This window comes from Pseudomonas sp. SDI (assembly GCF_003105155.1).
GTDB lineage: Bacteria > Pseudomonadota > Gammaproteobacteria > Pseudomonadales > Pseudomonadaceae > Aquipseudomonas.
This window is the reverse complement of record NZ_QETK01000007.1, coordinates 98,343-114,281: the sequence shown is the minus strand read 5'-3', so window position 1 is coordinate 114,281 and position 15,939 is coordinate 98,343. Positions and strand designations below refer to the sequence as shown.

General features: G+C 63.4%; 18 protein-coding genes. 3 read left to right on the top strand and 15 right to left on the bottom strand.

What is annotated here, in order from left to right; all coding sequences use genetic code 11:
* Positions 1 to 37 precede the first annotated feature (37 nt).
* The 12 genes from lipA to DCO48_RS06675 all read right to left on the bottom strand — a co-directional run bounded on the left by lipA (position 38) and on the right by DCO48_RS06675 (position 11,306).
* Positions 38 to 1,042 (bottom strand): lipoyl synthase, encoded by a 1,005-nt coding sequence (lipA, locus tag DCO48_RS06730; RefSeq protein WP_116549819.1) that lies wholly within the window; start codon positions 1,040 to 1,042, stop codon positions 38 to 40.
* Positions 1,043 to 1,044: 2 nt separating this feature from the next.
* Positions 1,045 to 1,692: a lipoyl(octanoyl) transferase LipB gene (gene lipB, locus DCO48_RS06725; RefSeq protein ID WP_116549818.1), complete on the bottom strand. Its 648-nt coding sequence runs from the start codon at positions 1,690 to 1,692 to the stop codon at positions 1,045 to 1,047.
* Positions 1,692 to 1,964, bottom strand: a complete 273-nt coding sequence (locus tag DCO48_RS06720; protein ID WP_165840738.1) for a DUF493 domain-containing protein — start codon at positions 1,962 to 1,964, stop codon at positions 1,692 to 1,694. The genes lipB and DCO48_RS06720 overlap by 1 nt, the downstream gene beginning before the upstream one ends.
* 73 nt (positions 1,965 to 2,037) lie before the next feature.
* Positions 2,038 to 3,198, bottom strand: coding sequence for a D-alanyl-D-alanine carboxypeptidase family protein (locus DCO48_RS06715; protein ID WP_116549817.1), 1,161 nt, complete (start codon positions 3,196 to 3,198; stop codon positions 2,038 to 2,040).
* Positions 3,199 to 3,334: 136 nt separating this feature from the next.
* Complete coding sequence (locus DCO48_RS06710; protein ID WP_116549816.1) at positions 3,335 to 4,333, bottom strand: septal ring lytic transglycosylase RlpA family protein; 999 nt, start codon at positions 4,331 to 4,333, stop codon at positions 3,335 to 3,337.
* A complete protein-coding gene (gene mltB / locus DCO48_RS06705; protein WP_116549874.1) occupies positions 4,333 to 5,343 on the bottom strand; it encodes a lytic murein transglycosylase B in 1,011 nt (336 codons plus the stop codon). Before mltB ends, DCO48_RS06710 begins: the two co-directional genes overlap by 1 nt.
* A 17-nt stretch (positions 5,344 to 5,360) precedes the next feature.
* Positions 5,361 to 6,464, bottom strand: coding sequence for a rod shape-determining protein RodA (rodA, locus tag DCO48_RS06700; RefSeq protein ID WP_165840740.1), 1,104 nt, complete (start codon positions 6,462 to 6,464; stop codon positions 5,361 to 5,363).
* A gap of 38 nt (positions 6,465 to 6,502) precedes the next feature.
* Positions 6,503 to 8,389 (bottom strand): penicillin-binding protein 2, encoded by a 1,887-nt coding sequence (mrdA, locus tag DCO48_RS06695; protein WP_116549814.1) that lies wholly within the window; start codon positions 8,387 to 8,389, stop codon positions 6,503 to 6,505.
* Between the two features lie 15 nt (positions 8,390 to 8,404).
* Positions 8,405 to 8,872, bottom strand: coding sequence for a 23S rRNA (pseudouridine(1915)-N(3))-methyltransferase RlmH (gene rlmH, locus DCO48_RS06690; protein ID WP_116549813.1), 468 nt, complete (start codon positions 8,870 to 8,872; stop codon positions 8,405 to 8,407).
* Positions 8,873 to 8,881: 9 nt separating this feature from the next.
* Entirely contained in the window at positions 8,882 to 9,304 is a 423-nt protein-coding gene (rsfS, locus tag DCO48_RS06685; protein WP_116549812.1) for a ribosome silencing factor, read from the bottom strand.
* A gap of 42 nt (positions 9,305 to 9,346) precedes the next feature.
* A complete protein-coding gene (gene nadD / locus DCO48_RS06680) occupies positions 9,347 to 10,033 on the bottom strand; it encodes a nicotinate-nucleotide adenylyltransferase (protein ID WP_116549811.1) in 687 nt (228 codons plus the stop codon).
* Between the two features lies 1 nt (position 10,034).
* Positions 10,035 to 11,306, bottom strand: coding sequence for a glutamate-5-semialdehyde dehydrogenase (locus tag DCO48_RS06675; protein WP_116549810.1), 1,272 nt, complete (start codon positions 11,304 to 11,306; stop codon positions 10,035 to 10,037).
* Between the two features lie 265 nt (positions 11,307 to 11,571).
* On the opposite strand from DCO48_RS06675, the gene DCO48_RS06670 reads away from it, so the two are divergent.
* A complete protein-coding gene (locus DCO48_RS06670) occupies positions 11,572 to 12,264 on the top strand; it encodes a DNA-3-methyladenine glycosylase (protein ID WP_116549809.1) in 693 nt (230 codons plus the stop codon).
* A 4-nt stretch (positions 12,265 to 12,268) separates the two neighbouring features.
* Positions 12,269 to 13,585 carry a bifunctional DedA family/phosphatase PAP2 family protein gene (locus tag DCO48_RS06665; RefSeq protein ID WP_116549808.1) on the top strand — a complete coding sequence of 439 codons (1,317 nt, stop codon included), beginning with the start codon at positions 12,269 to 12,271 and terminating at the stop codon, positions 13,583 to 13,585.
* Positions 13,586 to 13,589: 4 nt separating this feature from the next.
* On the opposite strand, the gene DCO48_RS06660 is transcribed toward DCO48_RS06665, so the two are convergent.
* The 3 genes from DCO48_RS06660 to DCO48_RS06650 are packed head-to-tail and all read right to left on the bottom strand — an operon-like array spanning position 13,590 to position 15,265.
* Positions 13,590 to 14,180 carry an LON peptidase substrate-binding domain-containing protein gene (locus DCO48_RS06660; protein ID WP_116549807.1) on the bottom strand — a complete coding sequence of 197 codons (591 nt, stop codon included), beginning with the start codon at positions 14,178 to 14,180 and terminating at the stop codon, positions 13,590 to 13,592.
* 9 nt (positions 14,181 to 14,189) lie between these two features.
* Positions 14,190 to 14,906 (bottom strand): LrgB family protein, encoded by a 717-nt coding sequence (locus DCO48_RS06655; RefSeq protein ID WP_116549806.1) that lies wholly within the window; start codon positions 14,904 to 14,906, stop codon positions 14,190 to 14,192.
* Positions 14,903 to 15,265, bottom strand: a complete 363-nt coding sequence (locus tag DCO48_RS06650; protein WP_116549805.1) for a CidA/LrgA family protein — start codon at positions 15,263 to 15,265, stop codon at positions 14,903 to 14,905. The genes DCO48_RS06655 and DCO48_RS06650 overlap by 4 nt, the downstream gene beginning before the upstream one ends.
* A gap of 169 nt (positions 15,266 to 15,434) precedes the next feature.
* Between DCO48_RS06650 and DCO48_RS06645 the strand changes: the two genes are divergently transcribed.
* Positions 15,435 to 15,890, top strand: a complete 456-nt coding sequence (locus DCO48_RS06645) for a MaoC family dehydratase (RefSeq protein WP_116549804.1) — start codon at positions 15,435 to 15,437, stop codon at positions 15,888 to 15,890.
* Positions 15,891 to 15,939: the final 49 nt, after the last annotated feature.

The following is a 15,939-nucleotide window of genomic DNA, read 5'->3' as shown; positions in this document are numbered from 1 at the left end:
CACAGGTGCGGGGGCTTTTTGGCATCTCAGACGGCAATCAGAGTTTGATCTTGGCCTCGTGCGCCTGCTGGTCGGCGTGGTACGAAGAGCGCACCAGTGGACCCGAGGCAACGTTCTTGAAGCCCATCTTGTAGCCTTCCTCGGCGAACCAGGCGAAGGTGTCCGGGTGCACGAACCGCTGCACCGGCAAGTGGCTGCGCGACGGTTGCAGGTACTGGCCAAGGGTCAGCATATCGATGTTGTGCTCGCGCATGCGATGCATCACCTCGATCACTTCTTCGTCGGTCTCGCCCAGCCCCAGCATCAGGCCGGACTTGGTCGGTACATGCGGTACCAACTCCTTGAACTTCTGCAGCAAGGTCAACGACCACTGGTAGTCCGACCCCGGACGCGCCGCCTTGTACAGGCGCGGCACGGTTTCCAGGTTGTGGTTGAACACATCCGGCGGGGTTTCGGCAGTGATCGCCAAGGCTACGTCCATCCGTCCGCGGTAGTCCGGAACCAGGGTTTCCAGCTGCACGCCCGGCGATAGCGCGCGGATCTCGCGGATGCAGTCGGCAAAGTGCTGGGCACCGCCGTCACGCAGGTCATCGCGGTCCACCGAGGTGATCACCACATACTTCAGGCGCAAGTCGGCAATGGCCACGGCCAGGTTCTTCGGCTCGTCGACGTCCAGTGGCTTCGGCCGGCCGTGGCCGACGTCGCAGAACGGACAACGACGGGTGCAGATGTCACCCATGATCATGAAGGTGGCAGTACCACCGGAGAAGCACTCGCCCAGGTTCGGGCACGAGGCTTCCTCGCAAACACTGTGCAGCTTGTGCTTGCGCAGCAGCTGCTTGATACGGTCGACTTCCGGCGAAACCGGGATGCGCACGCGAATCCAGTCAGGCTTTTTCGGCAGTTCGTCGGTAGGGATGATCTTTACCGGGATGCGCGCTACTTTTTCCGCGCCACGCAGTTTCACACCGGCTTCGACCTTCGGTCGCGGCGGGGTGACGTTTTGCACGGCGTTCAGCGCCGGCTCTTGCACGATAGTCATATTCAGTCGATTCCGCCCGTAAGGGTCGTCTGCTCAGCATAGTCGAGGTGCTTGACCAGCTGCCCGCGCAGCCTTGCCCTTACCTCATGGAGTTCGATCGGACCTGCCTGGTCGCGCAGCTGGGTCATAGCCAGCCCCGCATACCCACAGGGGTTAATCCGGCGGAATGGCGCAAGGTCCATGTCCACGTTCAGAGCAAGGCCATGGAACGAACAGCCATTGCGAATCCTCAGGCCGAGAGAGGCGATTTTCGCCCCGTCGACATACACGCCAGGCGCATCCGGCTTGGCCGCCGCCTCGACGTCATAACTTGCCAGCAACTCGATCAGGCAGCGTTCGATCCGCGACACCAGATCGCGCACGCCAAAGCCGAGTCGGCGAACATCCAACAACAGATACGCCACCAACTGGCCAGGACCGTGATAAGTCACCTGACCGCCCCGGTCGGTCTGCACCACCGGAATATCGCCGGGCACCAACAGGTGCTCGGCCTTGCCCGCCTGGCCCTGGGTGAACACCGCCGGGTGCTCGACCAGCCAGACTTCGTCGCCGCTGTGCGGGCCACGCTGGTCGGTGAACCGGCGCATGGCCTCGAGCACCGGCTCGTAAGGCAACAGTCCAAGATCGCGAAAGCCGAGGCTTGCGGGCATCAGAGCACCATTTTCACGAAACCGGTGGCCCGCAAGGCACTGTTGATGTCCTGCAACTGGTCTTCGCCGGTGGCGACGATATGCAGCTGCACGGTGGTGTACTTGCCTTCCTTGCTCTGGCGCTCGGCCAGGGTACTCATGTCGACTTCGGCGTGTTTCTTCAGGATCTCGACAATTTTGTCCTTGAACCCGACGCCGGTGTCACCGATTACCTTGATTGCGTAATCGGCGCATGGGAATTCGATTTTGTGCGATTTGACGTCTTCGCTCATCAGTAACGGCCTCGTAAGCCGTGGCAACAACAACGCCCCCGCGTGGTTGGCGGGGGCGTGGCAGGTCACGATATCAGTTGAACAACCCGTAGAAGAATAGACGAATGCTATCCCACACCCGACGGAAGAAACCACCTTCCTCGACGCCGTCCAGCGCGATCAGATCAGCGCTGTGGACAACGTTGTCGTCCAGTTTGACTTCCACTTTACCGATCACGTCACCTTTGGCGATTGGCGCGGTCAGTTGCGGGTTCATGGTCATGCTTGCTGCCAGTTTCTTCAATTGGCCTTTAGGCAAAGTCATGGTCAGGTCTTCGGCAAGACCGGCTTTGACCTGGCTTGCAGTGCCTTTCCAAACTGGCGCCTGGGCCAGCTCGGTGCCCTTCTGGTAGAAGGTCTGGGTTTCGAAGAAGCGGAAGCCGTACGTCAGCAGTTTTTGCGTCTCGGCAGCGCGTGATTGCTCGCTGTTGGTACCGAAGACCACGGCGATCAGGCGCATGCCGTCACGGACGGCCGACGACACCATGCAGTAGCCGGCTTCATCGGTGTGGCCGGTTTTCAGACCGTCGACGGTCTTGTCACGCCACAGCAGCAGGTTACGGTTAGGCTGCTTGATGTTGTTCCAGAAGAACTCCTTCTGCGAGTAGATCGCATAGTGGGCCGGGTCTTCGTTGATGATTGCGCGTGCCAGTACCGCCATGTCGTGCGCCGAGGAGTAGTGCTCGGGGTTCGGCAGGCCGGTCGGGTTCATGAAGTGGCTGTTGCTCATGCCCAGGTCGGCCGCGGTCTTGTTCATCATGTCGGCGAACGCATCTTCGCTGCCGGCAATGTGCTCGGCCAGAGCGACACTGGCGTCGTTACCGGACTGGATGATGATGCCGTGCAGCAGGTCGCTGACGGTGACCTGGCTGCCCACCTTGATGAACATCCGCGAACCACCGGTACGCCAGGCGTTTTCGCTGACGGTGACCGGGTCGCTCTCGCCGATCTGCCCGCGACGGATGTCGAGGGTCGCGATGTAGGCGGTCATCAACTTGGTCAGGCTCGCCGGCGGCAGGCGCTGGTCGCCATTGTTCTCGACCAGGATGTTGCCGCTGGAGGCCTCCATGAGCACGTAGGACTTGGCTGCCAGTTGCGGCGGCGACGGCATCATCTGCTCTGCCGCGAAAGCGGCAGGGGCGATCATCAGCGGTACAAGCAGGCAAAGGCGTTTGGCAAAGGTGGTGATGTTCATCCGTCTCTCGAAATGGCTAATGGGCTCATGCCCTGTTGGGCAAAACGTGTTTCCAGGGCCAGGCCCTGGTGAGCAAAACGGCCATTGTACATGGCTGTTCGGCCCGGCTACATGACAAACCGATCAGTCCCCCCGATCAGTCCGTCACGACTTTGGGTTGCCCCAGATTGGCCAGCCGCAGGCTGTCCTGCATCTGCTGGGCTTCACCCTGGCTGTTGATCGGCCCCAGGCGCACCCGGTGCAGGGTTTGCTGGTTACGCACGATGGAGCTGATGAACACCGGCGCGCTGACCATGCCACTGAGCTTGGAGCGTAGCAACTCGGCGGCATCCGGGTTGGCAAATGCGCCGACCTGCAGGAATACCCCGGAGCCGGCCGCGACATTGTTGCCGCTGGCGACCTGCACCGGCACGACCGAGGCAGCGTGCTGCTGTGGCGGCGGCGTCCACTGCTCGACGGTGCCGGTGCTGGCTGGCAGTGCCTGGGTCTGGGCGACCTGCGGCTGCTCGAGCACCATCGGTGCCGGGCGACCACGCTGCGCCCACCACTGTTGCGGGTCGATGCCTTCGACGCGCACGCGGGCGGTACCGGTCTCGGCGTAGCCGAGCTTCTTCGCCGCAGCGTAGGACAGGTCGATGATCCGGTCGGAATAGAACGGCCCGCGGTCGTTGACCCGCAGGATCACCGTGCGGTTGTTGTCCAGGTTGGTCACCTTGACGTAGCTGGGCAACGGCAGGGTCTTGTGCGCCGCGCTCATGCCGTAGAGGTCGTAGACCTCGCCGTTGGCAGTGTTCTGGCCGTGGAACTTGGTGCCGTACCAGGACGCGGTGCCCTGGGCAACGTAGTTGCGCGACTCGGGGATCGGGAAATAGGTCTTGCCCAGCACCGTGTAGGGGTTGGCCTTGTACGGGCCGGTGTGCACGGTGGGGGTGGCATCGGGGATCTTCGAGACATCGACGTCCCACCACGGCGCACCATCTTTGTGCGCCCGGTTGATATCCAGGCCCGGCTTGGCGCGAACGACCGCGCCGCCACCGGACGATGCCGGGCGGCTGGAGGAGCAACTGACCAGCAGTGCACCCAGGGCCACGCAGCCGATCAGTTTCAGGGAAGTGTCAGAGAACAGTACGCGCATTACCGGGCGCCTCGTGCTTGAACCAGCTGGTCCGAGAGTTGATGTACCGCCATGGCGTACATCACGCTGCGGTTGTAGCGAGTGATCGCGTAGAAGTTCTTCAGGCCCAGCCAGTATTCGGGGCCGTTGTCGCCTTCGAGCCGGAAAGCGGTGACCGGCAGATCATCGCGCAGCGCATCATGACTCGACCAACCCAGTGCCCGCAACTCTGCGACGGTCTTGACCGCCTCGATGCCCGGGCTCAGGCCCTCGTCGACACGCTCGCCGCGTACCTGCGCGCGGCTGACCACCGCTTGCCCGGCCACCCAGCCGTGGCGCTTGAAATAGCTGGCGACGCTGCCGATGGCATCGTCCGGGTTGTTCCAGATGTTGATATGGCCGTCGCCGTCGAAGTCCACGGCGTAGGCGCGGAAGCTGCTCGGCATGAACTGCGGCAGGCCCATGGCCCCGGCGTAAGACCCCTTCAGGGTGAGCGGGTCGACCTGCTCTTCACGGGCCAGCAAAAGGAACTCGCGCAGCTCCTTGCGGAAGAACTCGGCACGCGGCGGGTAATCGAAGCCCAGGGTCGACAGTGCGTCGATCACCCGATAGTTGCCGGTATTGCGGCCAAAGAAGGTTTCGACGCCAATGATCGCGACGATCACCTGGGCCGGCACCCCGTACTCCTGCTCGGCGCGCGCCAGGGTGGCCTCGTGCTGGCGCCAGAAGTCGACACCACGGGCGATGCGCGCGTCGGTGATGAACATCGGCCGGTACTCCTTCCACGGTTTTACCCGTTCGGCCGGGCGCGAGATGGCGTCGATGATCGACTGCTTGCGCTGCACCTCGCGAAACACGCCCATCAGCTGTTCACCGGCAAAACCGTAGTCGCGGGTCATTTCACCGACGAACTCGGCAACCTGGGGCGACCCGTCGTAGTCGCCGGCCCGGACGCCCTGCGCAGTAACGAGCAGCGCACAGAAACCGACCCAGGGCGCGCAACGAGCCGCCCAGCCACGCATTACTTGCATGTAGTTGTTCACCTTATTCAAACCTGAGCGATCCATTTGCGGTGTGTGTGGATCGACATCAAAACCCCAAACGCTGACAGCAGCGTCACCAGCGAAGTTCCGCCATAACTAATGAAGGGCAATGGCACGCCCACCACCGGCAGCAGCCCGCTGACCATGCCGATGTTGACGAATACGTAGACGAAGAAGGTCATCGTCAGGCTGCCGGCCAGCAATTTGCCGTACAGCGTCTGGGCCTGGGCCGTAATCACCAGGCCGCGGCCGATCAGCAGCAGATAGATCAGCAGTAGCGCACAGATACCGACCAGGCCGAATTCCTCGCCGAGCACGGCGATGATGAAGTCGGTGTGGCTTTCCGGGAGGAAGTCCAGGTGCGACTGGGTGCCGAGCAGCCAGCCCTTGCCAAACACCCCGCCGGAACCGATGGCGGCTTTCGACTGGATGATGTTCCAGCCGGTGCCCAGCGGATCGCTTTCCGGATCGAGGAAGGTCAGCACACGCTGTTTCTGGTAGTCGTGCATCACGAAGAACCACATTGCGATGGCCACCGGTACCGCCGCCGCCAGTACGCTGATGATCCAGCGCCAGCGCAGCCCACCCATGAACAGCACGAAGGCACCGGAGGCGAGAATCAGCAGGGCGGTGCCCAGGTCGGGCTGACGCACGATGAGGATGAACGGCACACCGATCAGGATCAGGCTGATCATCACGTGCTTGAGGTGCGGCGGCAGGGTGCGCTTGGCCAGGTACCAGGCGATGGTTGCCGGCATGATGATCTTCATGAATTCCGACGGCTGGAAGCGGATCACCCCGGGGATGTTGATCCAGCGGGTGGCGCCCATGGCGTTGTGGCCCATGATGTCCACCACCACCAGCAGGATCACCCCGAACACATACGCCAGTGGCACCCAACGCGCCATGAAGCGCGGTTCGAGCTGGGCAATGACGAACATCGACACCAAGCCGATGCCGAACGACGAGGCTTGCTTGAGCAGCAGGTCCCAGTTCTTGCCGCTGGCCGAATAGAGCACGAACAGGCTGCCGGCGGCGAGGGTCAGCAGCAGGATCAGCAAGGGGCCGTCGATGTGGATGCGCTGCAAAAAGCTCGCACGCCGGCGCATCACGTCCTCGCTGGAGAGCATGCGATCGAAATTACTCATCACGGCGTTGGCTCCTGAGCAACCGCAGGGGTGTTCGGGGTTTTAAGGCGGCCGTTTTCATCGAGCAACCAGGCGTCCATCACCTGGCGCATCACCGGGGCCGCGACACGGCCGCCGGCCTCACCGTTCTCGATCATCACCGCCACCACGATCTGCGGCGCTTCGGCCGGCGCGAAACCAACGAACAGAGCGTGGTCACGGTGGCGCTCCTGGACCTTGTTACGGTCATACTTTTCACCCTGCTTGATCGCCACCACCTGCGCGGTACCGCTCTTGCCGGCGATGCGATACTGCGCCCCGGCGGCGGCGGCGCGCGCAGTGCCGCGGGCATTGTGCATCACCTGCTCCATGCCGTGGGTCACCCGCGCCCAGTCGGCCTTGTCACGCAGAACGATATCTTCCATCGGGTTCTCATCCACCGGCGGCTGCCCCTCGATGGTCTTGGCCAGGTGCGGACGGTTCCACTTGCCCTTGCTGGCGATCAGCGCGGTGGCCTGAACCATCTGCAGCGGCGTGGTCTGCATGTAGCCCTGGCCGATACCGAGGATCAGGGTTTCCCCCGGGAACCAGGCCTGCCGGCGGGTGGCGCGCTTCCACTCACGGGTCGGCATCAGCCCCGGCGATTCCTCGAACATGTCCAGCGAGACCTTTTGCCCAAGGCCGAACTTGTTCATGAAGGCCGAAAGCCGGTCGATGCCCATCTTGTGGGCCAGGTCGTAAAAATAGGTGTCGTTGGAACGCATGATGGCCAGGTCGAGGTCGACCCAACCGTCCCCCGTGCGGTTCCAGTTACGGTACTTGTGGTCGTAGTTGGGCAGCATGTAATAGCCCGGGTCGAACACCCGCGACGAGGCCGTGACCACCCCGCTGTCGAGGCCGGCAATCGCCACTGCCGGTTTGATCGTCGAGCCGGGCGGGTACAGCCCGCGCAGGACGCGGTTGAACAGCGGCCGGTCGATCGAATCGCGCAGCTCGGCATAGGCCTTGAAGCTGATGCCGGTGACAAACAGGTTGGGGTCGAAACTCGGCTGACTGACCATCGCCAGCACTTCGCCAGTATTCGGATCGAGCGCCACGATCGCCCCACGCCGGCCGCCCAGCGCCTGCTCGGCAGCCTCCTGCAACTTGATATCCAGGCTCAGGACGATGTCCTTGCCGGGAATCGGGTCGGTGCGTTTGAGCACCCGCAGCACCCGGCCACGGGCGTTGGTTTCGACTTCCTCGTAGCCCACCCGACCGTGCAGCTCGGGCTCGTAGAAGCGCTCGATACCGGTTTTACCGATGTGGTGGGTGCCGCTGTAGTCGACCGGATCGAGGGTTTTCAGCTCTTTCTCGTTGATTCGCCCGACGTAACCCACCGAGTGCGCAAAATGCGCGCCCTGCGGGTAATGCCGGACCAGTTGGGCCACCACTTCGACGCCGGGCAGGCGGAACTGGTTAACCGCCACCCGGGCGATCTGCTCTTCGGTCAGCTCGAACAGGATCGGCACCGGCTCGAATGGCCGGCGCCCCTGTTTCATGCGCTTCTCGAAGAGCGTGCGATCGTCCGGGGTCAGTTGCAGCACCTCGACAATCACGTCGAGCACCTGCTGCCAATCGCCCGAGCGTTCGCGGGTCATGGTCAGGCTGAAGCTTGGCCGGTTGTCGGCGACGATCACCCCGTTACGGTCGAAAATCAGCCCGCGGGTCGGCGGAATCGGCTGCACATGCACCCGATTGTTCTCCGACAGCGTGGAGTGATACTCGTACTGGATCACTTGCAGGTAATACAGCCGCGCGATCAGCACGCAGATCAGTACGACGATCGCGACCGCACCGACCACGACGCGGTTACGCACCAGGCGGGCGTCTTTCTCGTGGTCCTTTAGGCGAATCGGTTGCGACATTGAAAGGGCTTAACGCTATTTGTGGTAGGGATGCCCGGACAGCACGGTCCAGGCGCGGTACAGCTGTTCGCCGATCAGTATCCTTACCAATGGGTGCGGCAGGGTCAGTGGCGACAGCGACCAGCGCTGCTCGGCACGCGCGCAGACTTCCGGCGCCAGCCCTTCCGGACCACCGACCATGAAGTTCACGGTACGCGAATCGAGCCGCCAGCGGTCCAGTTCGACCGCCAGTTGTTCGGTGCTCCAGGGCTTGCCATGGACCTCTAGGGTGACGATCCGTTCACCCGGCTGGACCTTGGCGAGCATGGCCTCGCCCTCCTGACGAATCAGACGGGCGACATCGGCGTTCTTGCCCCGGGTGTTCAGCGGAATTTCCACCAGTTCCAGGGACAGCTCCGCCGGCAGGCGCTTGGCATATTCATGCCAGCCTTCCTCGACCCATTTGGGCATGCGCGAGCCGACCGCGATCAGACGCAGACGCACGACGCTTCCTTATTCCTGGTCTTTGTTGAGCTTGGTGAAGAACTCGTGGGTGTTTTCCGGGCTGTGGTGCTTGCCATCGGCGGCACGGCTCTGCTCGGCACCTTTCCACAGGCGCTCCAGGTCGTAGAACTGACGGGCAGCGGCGGTCATCATATGCACGATGACGTCGTCCAGGTCCAGCAGCACCCAGTCGCTGTCGCCCTTGCCTTCTTCACCCAGCGGGCGCACGCCCTGGGCTTTGACCATCTCGCGAACCTTGTCCAGCATCGCGCCGATCTGGCGGTTGGAGGTACCGGTGGCGATGATCATGTAGTCGGTGATGCTCTGCTTGTCGCGCACGTCGATGACCAGAACGTCCTGGGCCTTGACGTCTTCCAGGGCAGCAACTGCTACCTTGACCAGCTCTTCACCCTTCATTACTTGCTTGCTCATATAAAACTCTTCAACTCGTAGGTATGAGGCGCGTCTGCGCGCTCAGTTCGACGCTCGGTACAGGCCGTGCGCCTCGATATAGGCCAGTACTGCGTCTGGCACCAGAAACCGCACCGACTTGCCATCGGCAAGCAACTGGCGGATCTGCGTGGCCGACACCGCCAGGGGTGTTTGCCAGACGAATGCAATGTGCCCCGCGGGGCCGACGAGGGCCTGCGGATCACTGACCGAACGTGCGGCCAGCAGGTTGCGCAGGGCATCCGGCGGTTCGACGTCGGCATCCGGGCGTTGCAGCACCAGGATGTGACAGTGTTGCAACAACTCTTCCCAACGGTGCCAGCCAGGCAGGCCGCAGAAAGCGTCCCAGCCCAACAGCAGAAACAGCTGCTCGTCCGCGGCCATTTCGGCGCGCATCAGTTCCAGCGTTTCGATGGTGTACGACGGTGTATCGCGGGCCAGCTCGCGGGCATCGACGCTCAGCACGGCAACGCCCTGCACCGCACGCTCGACCATTGCCAGGCGGTCCTGGGCCGACACCTGCGGCATGTCGCGGTGCGGCGGGCGCGCGTTGGGCATCAGCCGCAGCTCGTCCAGAGCCAACACTTCGGCCACTTCCAGCGCGCTGCGCAGGTGGCCGATATGGACCGGATCGAAGGTGCCGCCGAGCACACCAACGCGCCGACTGGCGGGCGGCGTTACGGCAACGGCGAGCGGGCTGTGCTCGGCCAACTCAGATCGACTCCTGACCGCGCAACTGACCGTCGCCGATCACCACGTACTTCTCGCAGGTCAGGCCTTCCAGGCCGACCGGGCCACGGGCGTGCAGCTTGTCGGTGGAAATACCGATCTCCGCCCCCAGGCCATATTCGAAACCGTCGGCAAAGCAGGTCGGGGTGTTGATCATGACCGAGGCCGAATCGACCTCGGCCAGGAACCGCCGGGCCAGGCCCTGGTGTTCGGTGACGATGGAATCGGTGTGGTGCGAGCCATAGTGATTGATGTGTTCGATGGCTTGATCCACACCGTCGACCACGCGGATCGACAGGATCGCCGCGAGGTATTCGGTGTGCCAGTCGTCTTCGCTGGCCGCAACGGCCTCGATGAACTGGCGGGTACGCTCGCAACCGCGCAGCTCGACGCCTTTTTCGCGGAACTGGCGCGCCATTTCCGGAAGGAACTCGGCGGCGACCGTTTGATCGACCAGCAGGGTTTCCATGGCGCCGCAGATGCCGTAGCGGTAGGTCTTGGCGTTGAAGGCGATGCGCCGGGCCTTGTCCAGCTCGGCGTGTTCGCCGACGTAGACGTGGCAAATGCCGTCCAGGTGTTTGATCACCGGTACGCGGGCATCGCGACTGATGCGTTCGATCAGGCCCTTGCCACCGCGCGGAACGATCACATCGACGAACTCGGGCATGCTGATCAGCGCGCCGACGGCCTCGCGGTCGGTGGTTTCCACCACTTGCACGACGGCAGCGGGCAGCCCGGCTTCGGCCAGACCGCGCTGGATGCAGGCAGCGATGGCACGGTTGGAGTGAATAGCTTCCGAGCCGCCGCGCAGGATGGTCGCATTACCCGACTTCAGGCACAGGCTGGCGGCGTCGATGGTCACGTTGGGGCGCGACTCGTAGATGATCCCGATCACGCCCAGCGGCACGCGCATCTTGCCAACCTGAATGCCCGACGGGCGGTAGCTCATGTCCCGGATAGCGCCGACCGGGTCGGGCAGACTGGCCACCTGGCGCAGGCCGACGATCATGCCGTCGATGCGTGCCGGGGTCAGTGCCAGGCGTTCGAGCATGGCCGCTTCCAGGCCGTTGGCGCGGCCGTTGGCCAGGTCTTTTTCGTTGGCCGCAGACAGTTCGTCGCGGGCAGCGTCCAGCGCGTTGGCGGCGGCATTCAGCGCGCGGTTCTTCTGCGCGGTGCTGGCGCGGCCGATCACGCGCGAAGCTTCGCGGGCAGCGCGACCCAGGCGGGTCATGTAGGCAAGAACGGACTCAGTCATGGGTTCGGTGTCTTGGCAAGGGGGAAAATCGGCTGATTATAACTGCCGCGCCGGTATACGCCCAGCGGTGACAGGCGGATGGTCGAAATGAGTTGTCCACAGCCATGTATTTCCCTGTGGGAGCCGGCCTTGCCGGCGATAGCGAACCCACTGGCCCATCGCTGGCAAGGCCCGCTGTCACAGCAGAGCAGCGCCCGCCTGTTCAGCTGCGATTAAGCGAGAAGTTGCTATCATCGCGCCCAGCACTCCCACGCGAACCCTGCGCATGCCCGATACCGCCCCCTGCCCGTCCAAGGCCCTGCCCGACAGTTTCTTCGACCGCGACGCCCAGACCCTGGCCAAAGCCCTGCTGGGCAAGATCATTCGCCATCGCCACGGCGACCTCTGGTTGTCGGCGCGGATCATCGAGACCGAAGCCTACTACTGCAGCGACAAAGGCAGCCACGCCTCGCTCGGCTATACCGAGAAGCGCAAGGCGCTGTTCCTCGACGGCGGGCACATCTACATGTACTACGCACGCGGCGGCGACTCGCTGAACTTCAGCGCCCACGGCCCCGGCAACGCCGTGCTGATCAAATCCGCCTACCCCTGGGTCGACGCCGTCTCCGACGCCAACAGCCTGGCCCAGATGCAACTGAACAACCCCGACGCCAGCGGCCGGCCACGCCCGACCGAACGTCTGTGCGCCGGACAAACCCTGCTGTGCAAGGCCCTCGGCCTGAAAGTGCCACACTGGGACGCGCAACGCTTCGACCCCGACCGGCTGTTCGTCGAAGACTGCGGAATCAACGTGAAACACATTATTCAGACGACCCGACTGGGCATTCCCCACGGCCGCGACGAACATCTGCCCTACCGCTTCGTCGACATCGACTACGCCCGCGTTTGCACGCGGAACCCGCTGCGTCGTGGCCAAGTCGAAGGGCTCGACTACTTTCTACTGACACAAGGAAACTGACACGATGGGCCCTTGGCTCGACAGCCTGACCGCCTGGCTGACCACCAATCCGCAATGGCTGGGCGCAGCGATCTTCATCGTTGCCTGCATCGAGTGCCTGGCCATCGCCGGCATCATCGTGCCCGGCACCGTGCTGCTGTTCGCCGTCGCCGTACTGGCCGGCAGCGGCGCCCTGTCGCTGGGCGAAACCCTGCTGCTGGGCTACCTCGGTGGCCTGCTCGGTGACGCGATCTCCTACACCCTCGGTCGACGCTTCCATCAGAACATCCGCCGCCTGCCGCTGCTGCGCACGCACCCCGAGTGGGTCGGCAGCGCCGAAGCCTACTTCCAGCGCTACGGCATCGCCAGCCTGCTGGTCGGCCGCTTCATCGGCCCATTGCGGCCGATGCTGCCGATGGTCGCCGGGATGTTCGACATGCCGCTGCCACGCTTTGTCGCCGTCAGCCTGCTGGCCGGCGCCGGCTGGTCGGTGGCCTACCTGTTGCCCGGCTGGGCCACTGGCGCGGCCATGCGCCTGCCACTACCCGAAGGTTTCTGGCTACAGGCCGGGATCATCGCCGGCACCCTCGCCGTGCTGCTCGGCCTGAGCGTCAACGCCAGCCTACGCAGCCAGCACCAGGGCAGCCGGCTGATGGCCATGCTGAGCCTGTTGGTGCTGGTTGCGCTGTTCCTCGGCTGGCCGTACCTGAACGCCTTCGACCAGGGCCTGATGACCCTGATCCAGCAAAACCGCAGCAGCGCCATCGACGGCACCCTGGTATTGATCACCCGCATGGGCGACTTCCGCACCCAGTTCATCCTCGGCGGCGTGCTCACCGGCCTGTTGCTGCTGGCCCGTCAATGGCGCCCGGCGATGTTCGCCGGTAGCACACTGATCGGCACCGCGCTGGCCAACGGCAGCCTGAAATGGCTGTTCGCCCGCGCCCGCCCGGAAGTGCTCGCCGACCCGCTCACCAGCTACAGCATGCCCAGTGGGCACAGCTCGGCGTCGTTCGCGTTCTTTCTGGTGCTGGCGGTGCTCGCCGGGCGTGGCCAACCCGCGCGCATGCGCTTGACCTGGGTGTTTCTGGGCTGCCTGCCAGCGCTGGCGATTGCCTTGTCGCGGGTGTACCTGGGGGTGCACTGGCCGACCGACATTCTGGCCGGCGCCATGCTCGCCTGCTGTGTCTGTGCCACCAGCCTGACCCTGATCCAGGATCGCCAGCCGCTCACCGCCTTGCCGCTACGGGTGTGGTGGCTGATCCTGCCGGCGTGCTTCGGTGTGCTGGCCTTCTTCACCCTGCACGCGCTGCCGCACGCCCTGCTGCGCTACCAGTACTGAACCGTCAGGCAAACAGTTCGCCCTGCAGGCGGTCGAGCAGATGCTGGATCGCCTCCAGGCGCAGGCGCGGCGAGTCGATCGCCAGCAGTTCAAGCTTGTCCTGCTCGTCGAACGGCAGCAGGTAGGCCAGCTGATTGCTCAGGGCCTGCTGGCCGAGACCGGCGCTGGGCATGTCCAGCGCCGCCACCATCGGGTGTTCGCCCAGCGCCTGCAGCAGCGCCTGCAGGTCGTGATGGTCGTCTTCCAGTGGCGCGTCGTCCTGCTCCGCTAGCCAGGACACGTCGGCCAGCAGCAACTGGTCTTTCTGCACTTCGTACGGGCCGACACGGAAGCGTCGCAGCCCTTGTACGCGAATCCCCAGCAGGCCGTTGTCCTGCTGCTTGAAATCGCGGACCAGCGCTTCGCAGCCGACCATGGCGAACGCCTGCGGCGCCGCGCCGACCTGCTCGCCATCGAGGATGCACACCACCCCGAAGCCGGCACCCTGCTTCAGGCAGCGGCCGATCATGTCCAGGTAGCGCGCCTCGAAAATCTGCAAATCCAGGTTGCAGCCAGGGAACAGCACCGTATTGAGCGGAAACAGGGGCAACGTCATCGAGAATCCTCAAGCAACCAGGCTTACCGCCAACGGCAGGAACACCGCCGTGGCAACCCCCATCAGGCTCATCGCCAGGGCCGCGAAGGCCCCGCACTCTTCACTTTCCTGCAAGGCCACCGAGGTCCCCACCGCATGGGCCGTGATCCCCAGCGCCATGCCGCGCGCTTCCGGGCTGTGCACGCCGCAGCGGGTCAACAGGCCCGGGCCGAAAATCGCCCCGATCACCCCGGTGATCAGCACGAACACCGCCGCCAGCGCCGCCACTCCGCCAATCTGCTCGGCCACCAGCATGGCAATCGGCGAGGTGACCGACTTCGGCGCCATGGTCATCAGGATCATGTGCTCGGCGCCGAACCACCAGCCCAGCAAGACACAGATGCAAGTGGCCACCAGGCCCCCGATTACCAGCGTAGTAAAGGTCGGCCAGAACAGTTGACGAATGCGCCGCAGGTTCAAGTACAGCGGCACCGCCAGGGCAACGGTGGCCGGGCCCAGGAGGATGTTCATGATCTCGGTGCTTTTGCGGTATTCGGCGTAGGACAGACCGCACGTCAGCAGTACGCCGATCACCACCAACATCGACACCAGTACCGGTTGCAGGAAGATCCAGCGGGTCTTTTCGTAAGTGGCCACCACCAGCTGGTAAGCGCCCAGGGTGATGCCGATGCCGAACAGCGGATGGTGGATGACGGCGTTCATGGCGCCGTGCCAGTCGAGGTTCATGGCTGCTCCTCGCGCTGGCTCTGGCGGGCAATCAACTTTTGCATCAGCACCCCGCAGAACACCAAGGCAATCAACACCGACAGCACCAGCGCCCCGGCGATGGCCCAGAAGTCGGCGGCAATGTCGGCGGCATACACCATCACCCCGACCGCCGGCGGCACCAGCAGCAGCGGCAGGTAACGCAACAGGCTGCTCGACGCCTCGTTGAGTGGCGCGCCAACCTCACCGCGCAGCATCAGGAAGATCAGCAGCAACACCAGCCCGATGATCGGGCCCGGCAGTATCGGCACCAGCAGGTGGTTGATCGCCGTTCCGACCAGCTGGAACAGCACGAGCCACGTCAATCCACGCAACAACATTGCACATCTCCCTCAAACCTGGCGGCCATTATAAGCACGCTAACGACTGGTCTATACCCTGATATTCGTTAAAACCATGGCGACTTGACCACATCCTGTCGACATGCTGATCTTAGGTTTTCGCATCTGCCGCACACATAAAACCAAGCGTTACTCAGGAGAGTTTCGAATGCCCTATGTACCCGTTGTAGAGCTTGCGCAGTACGTTGGTAAGGAACTGGGACGTTCCGAATGGCTTCAGATCGATCAAGAGCGTATCAACCTGTTCGCCGAGGCGACAGGTGACTTTCAGTTCATTCACGTCGACCCGGTGAAGGCGGCAAAAACGCCATTTGGCAGCACGATTGCCCATGGTTTTCTCACCCTGTCGCTGATCCCCAAGCTGATGGAAGGCATCCTGGTCCTGCCTGAAGGTCTGAAAATGGTCGTCAACTATGGCCTGGACAGTGTGCGATTTATCCAGCCGGTGAAAGTCGACTCCAGGGTTCGGCTCAAAGTCGAGCTGACCGACGTCACCGAGAAGAAGCCCGGCCAATGGCTGCTCAAGGCCACTGCCACGCTGGAAATCGAAGGCGAGGAAAAACCGGCTTACATCGCCGAGCCGCTGTCACTCTGCTTCGTCTGAGCTACCCGCAAGGTGAAACAGCCACCCTGGCTGTTTCACCCGAGACAAT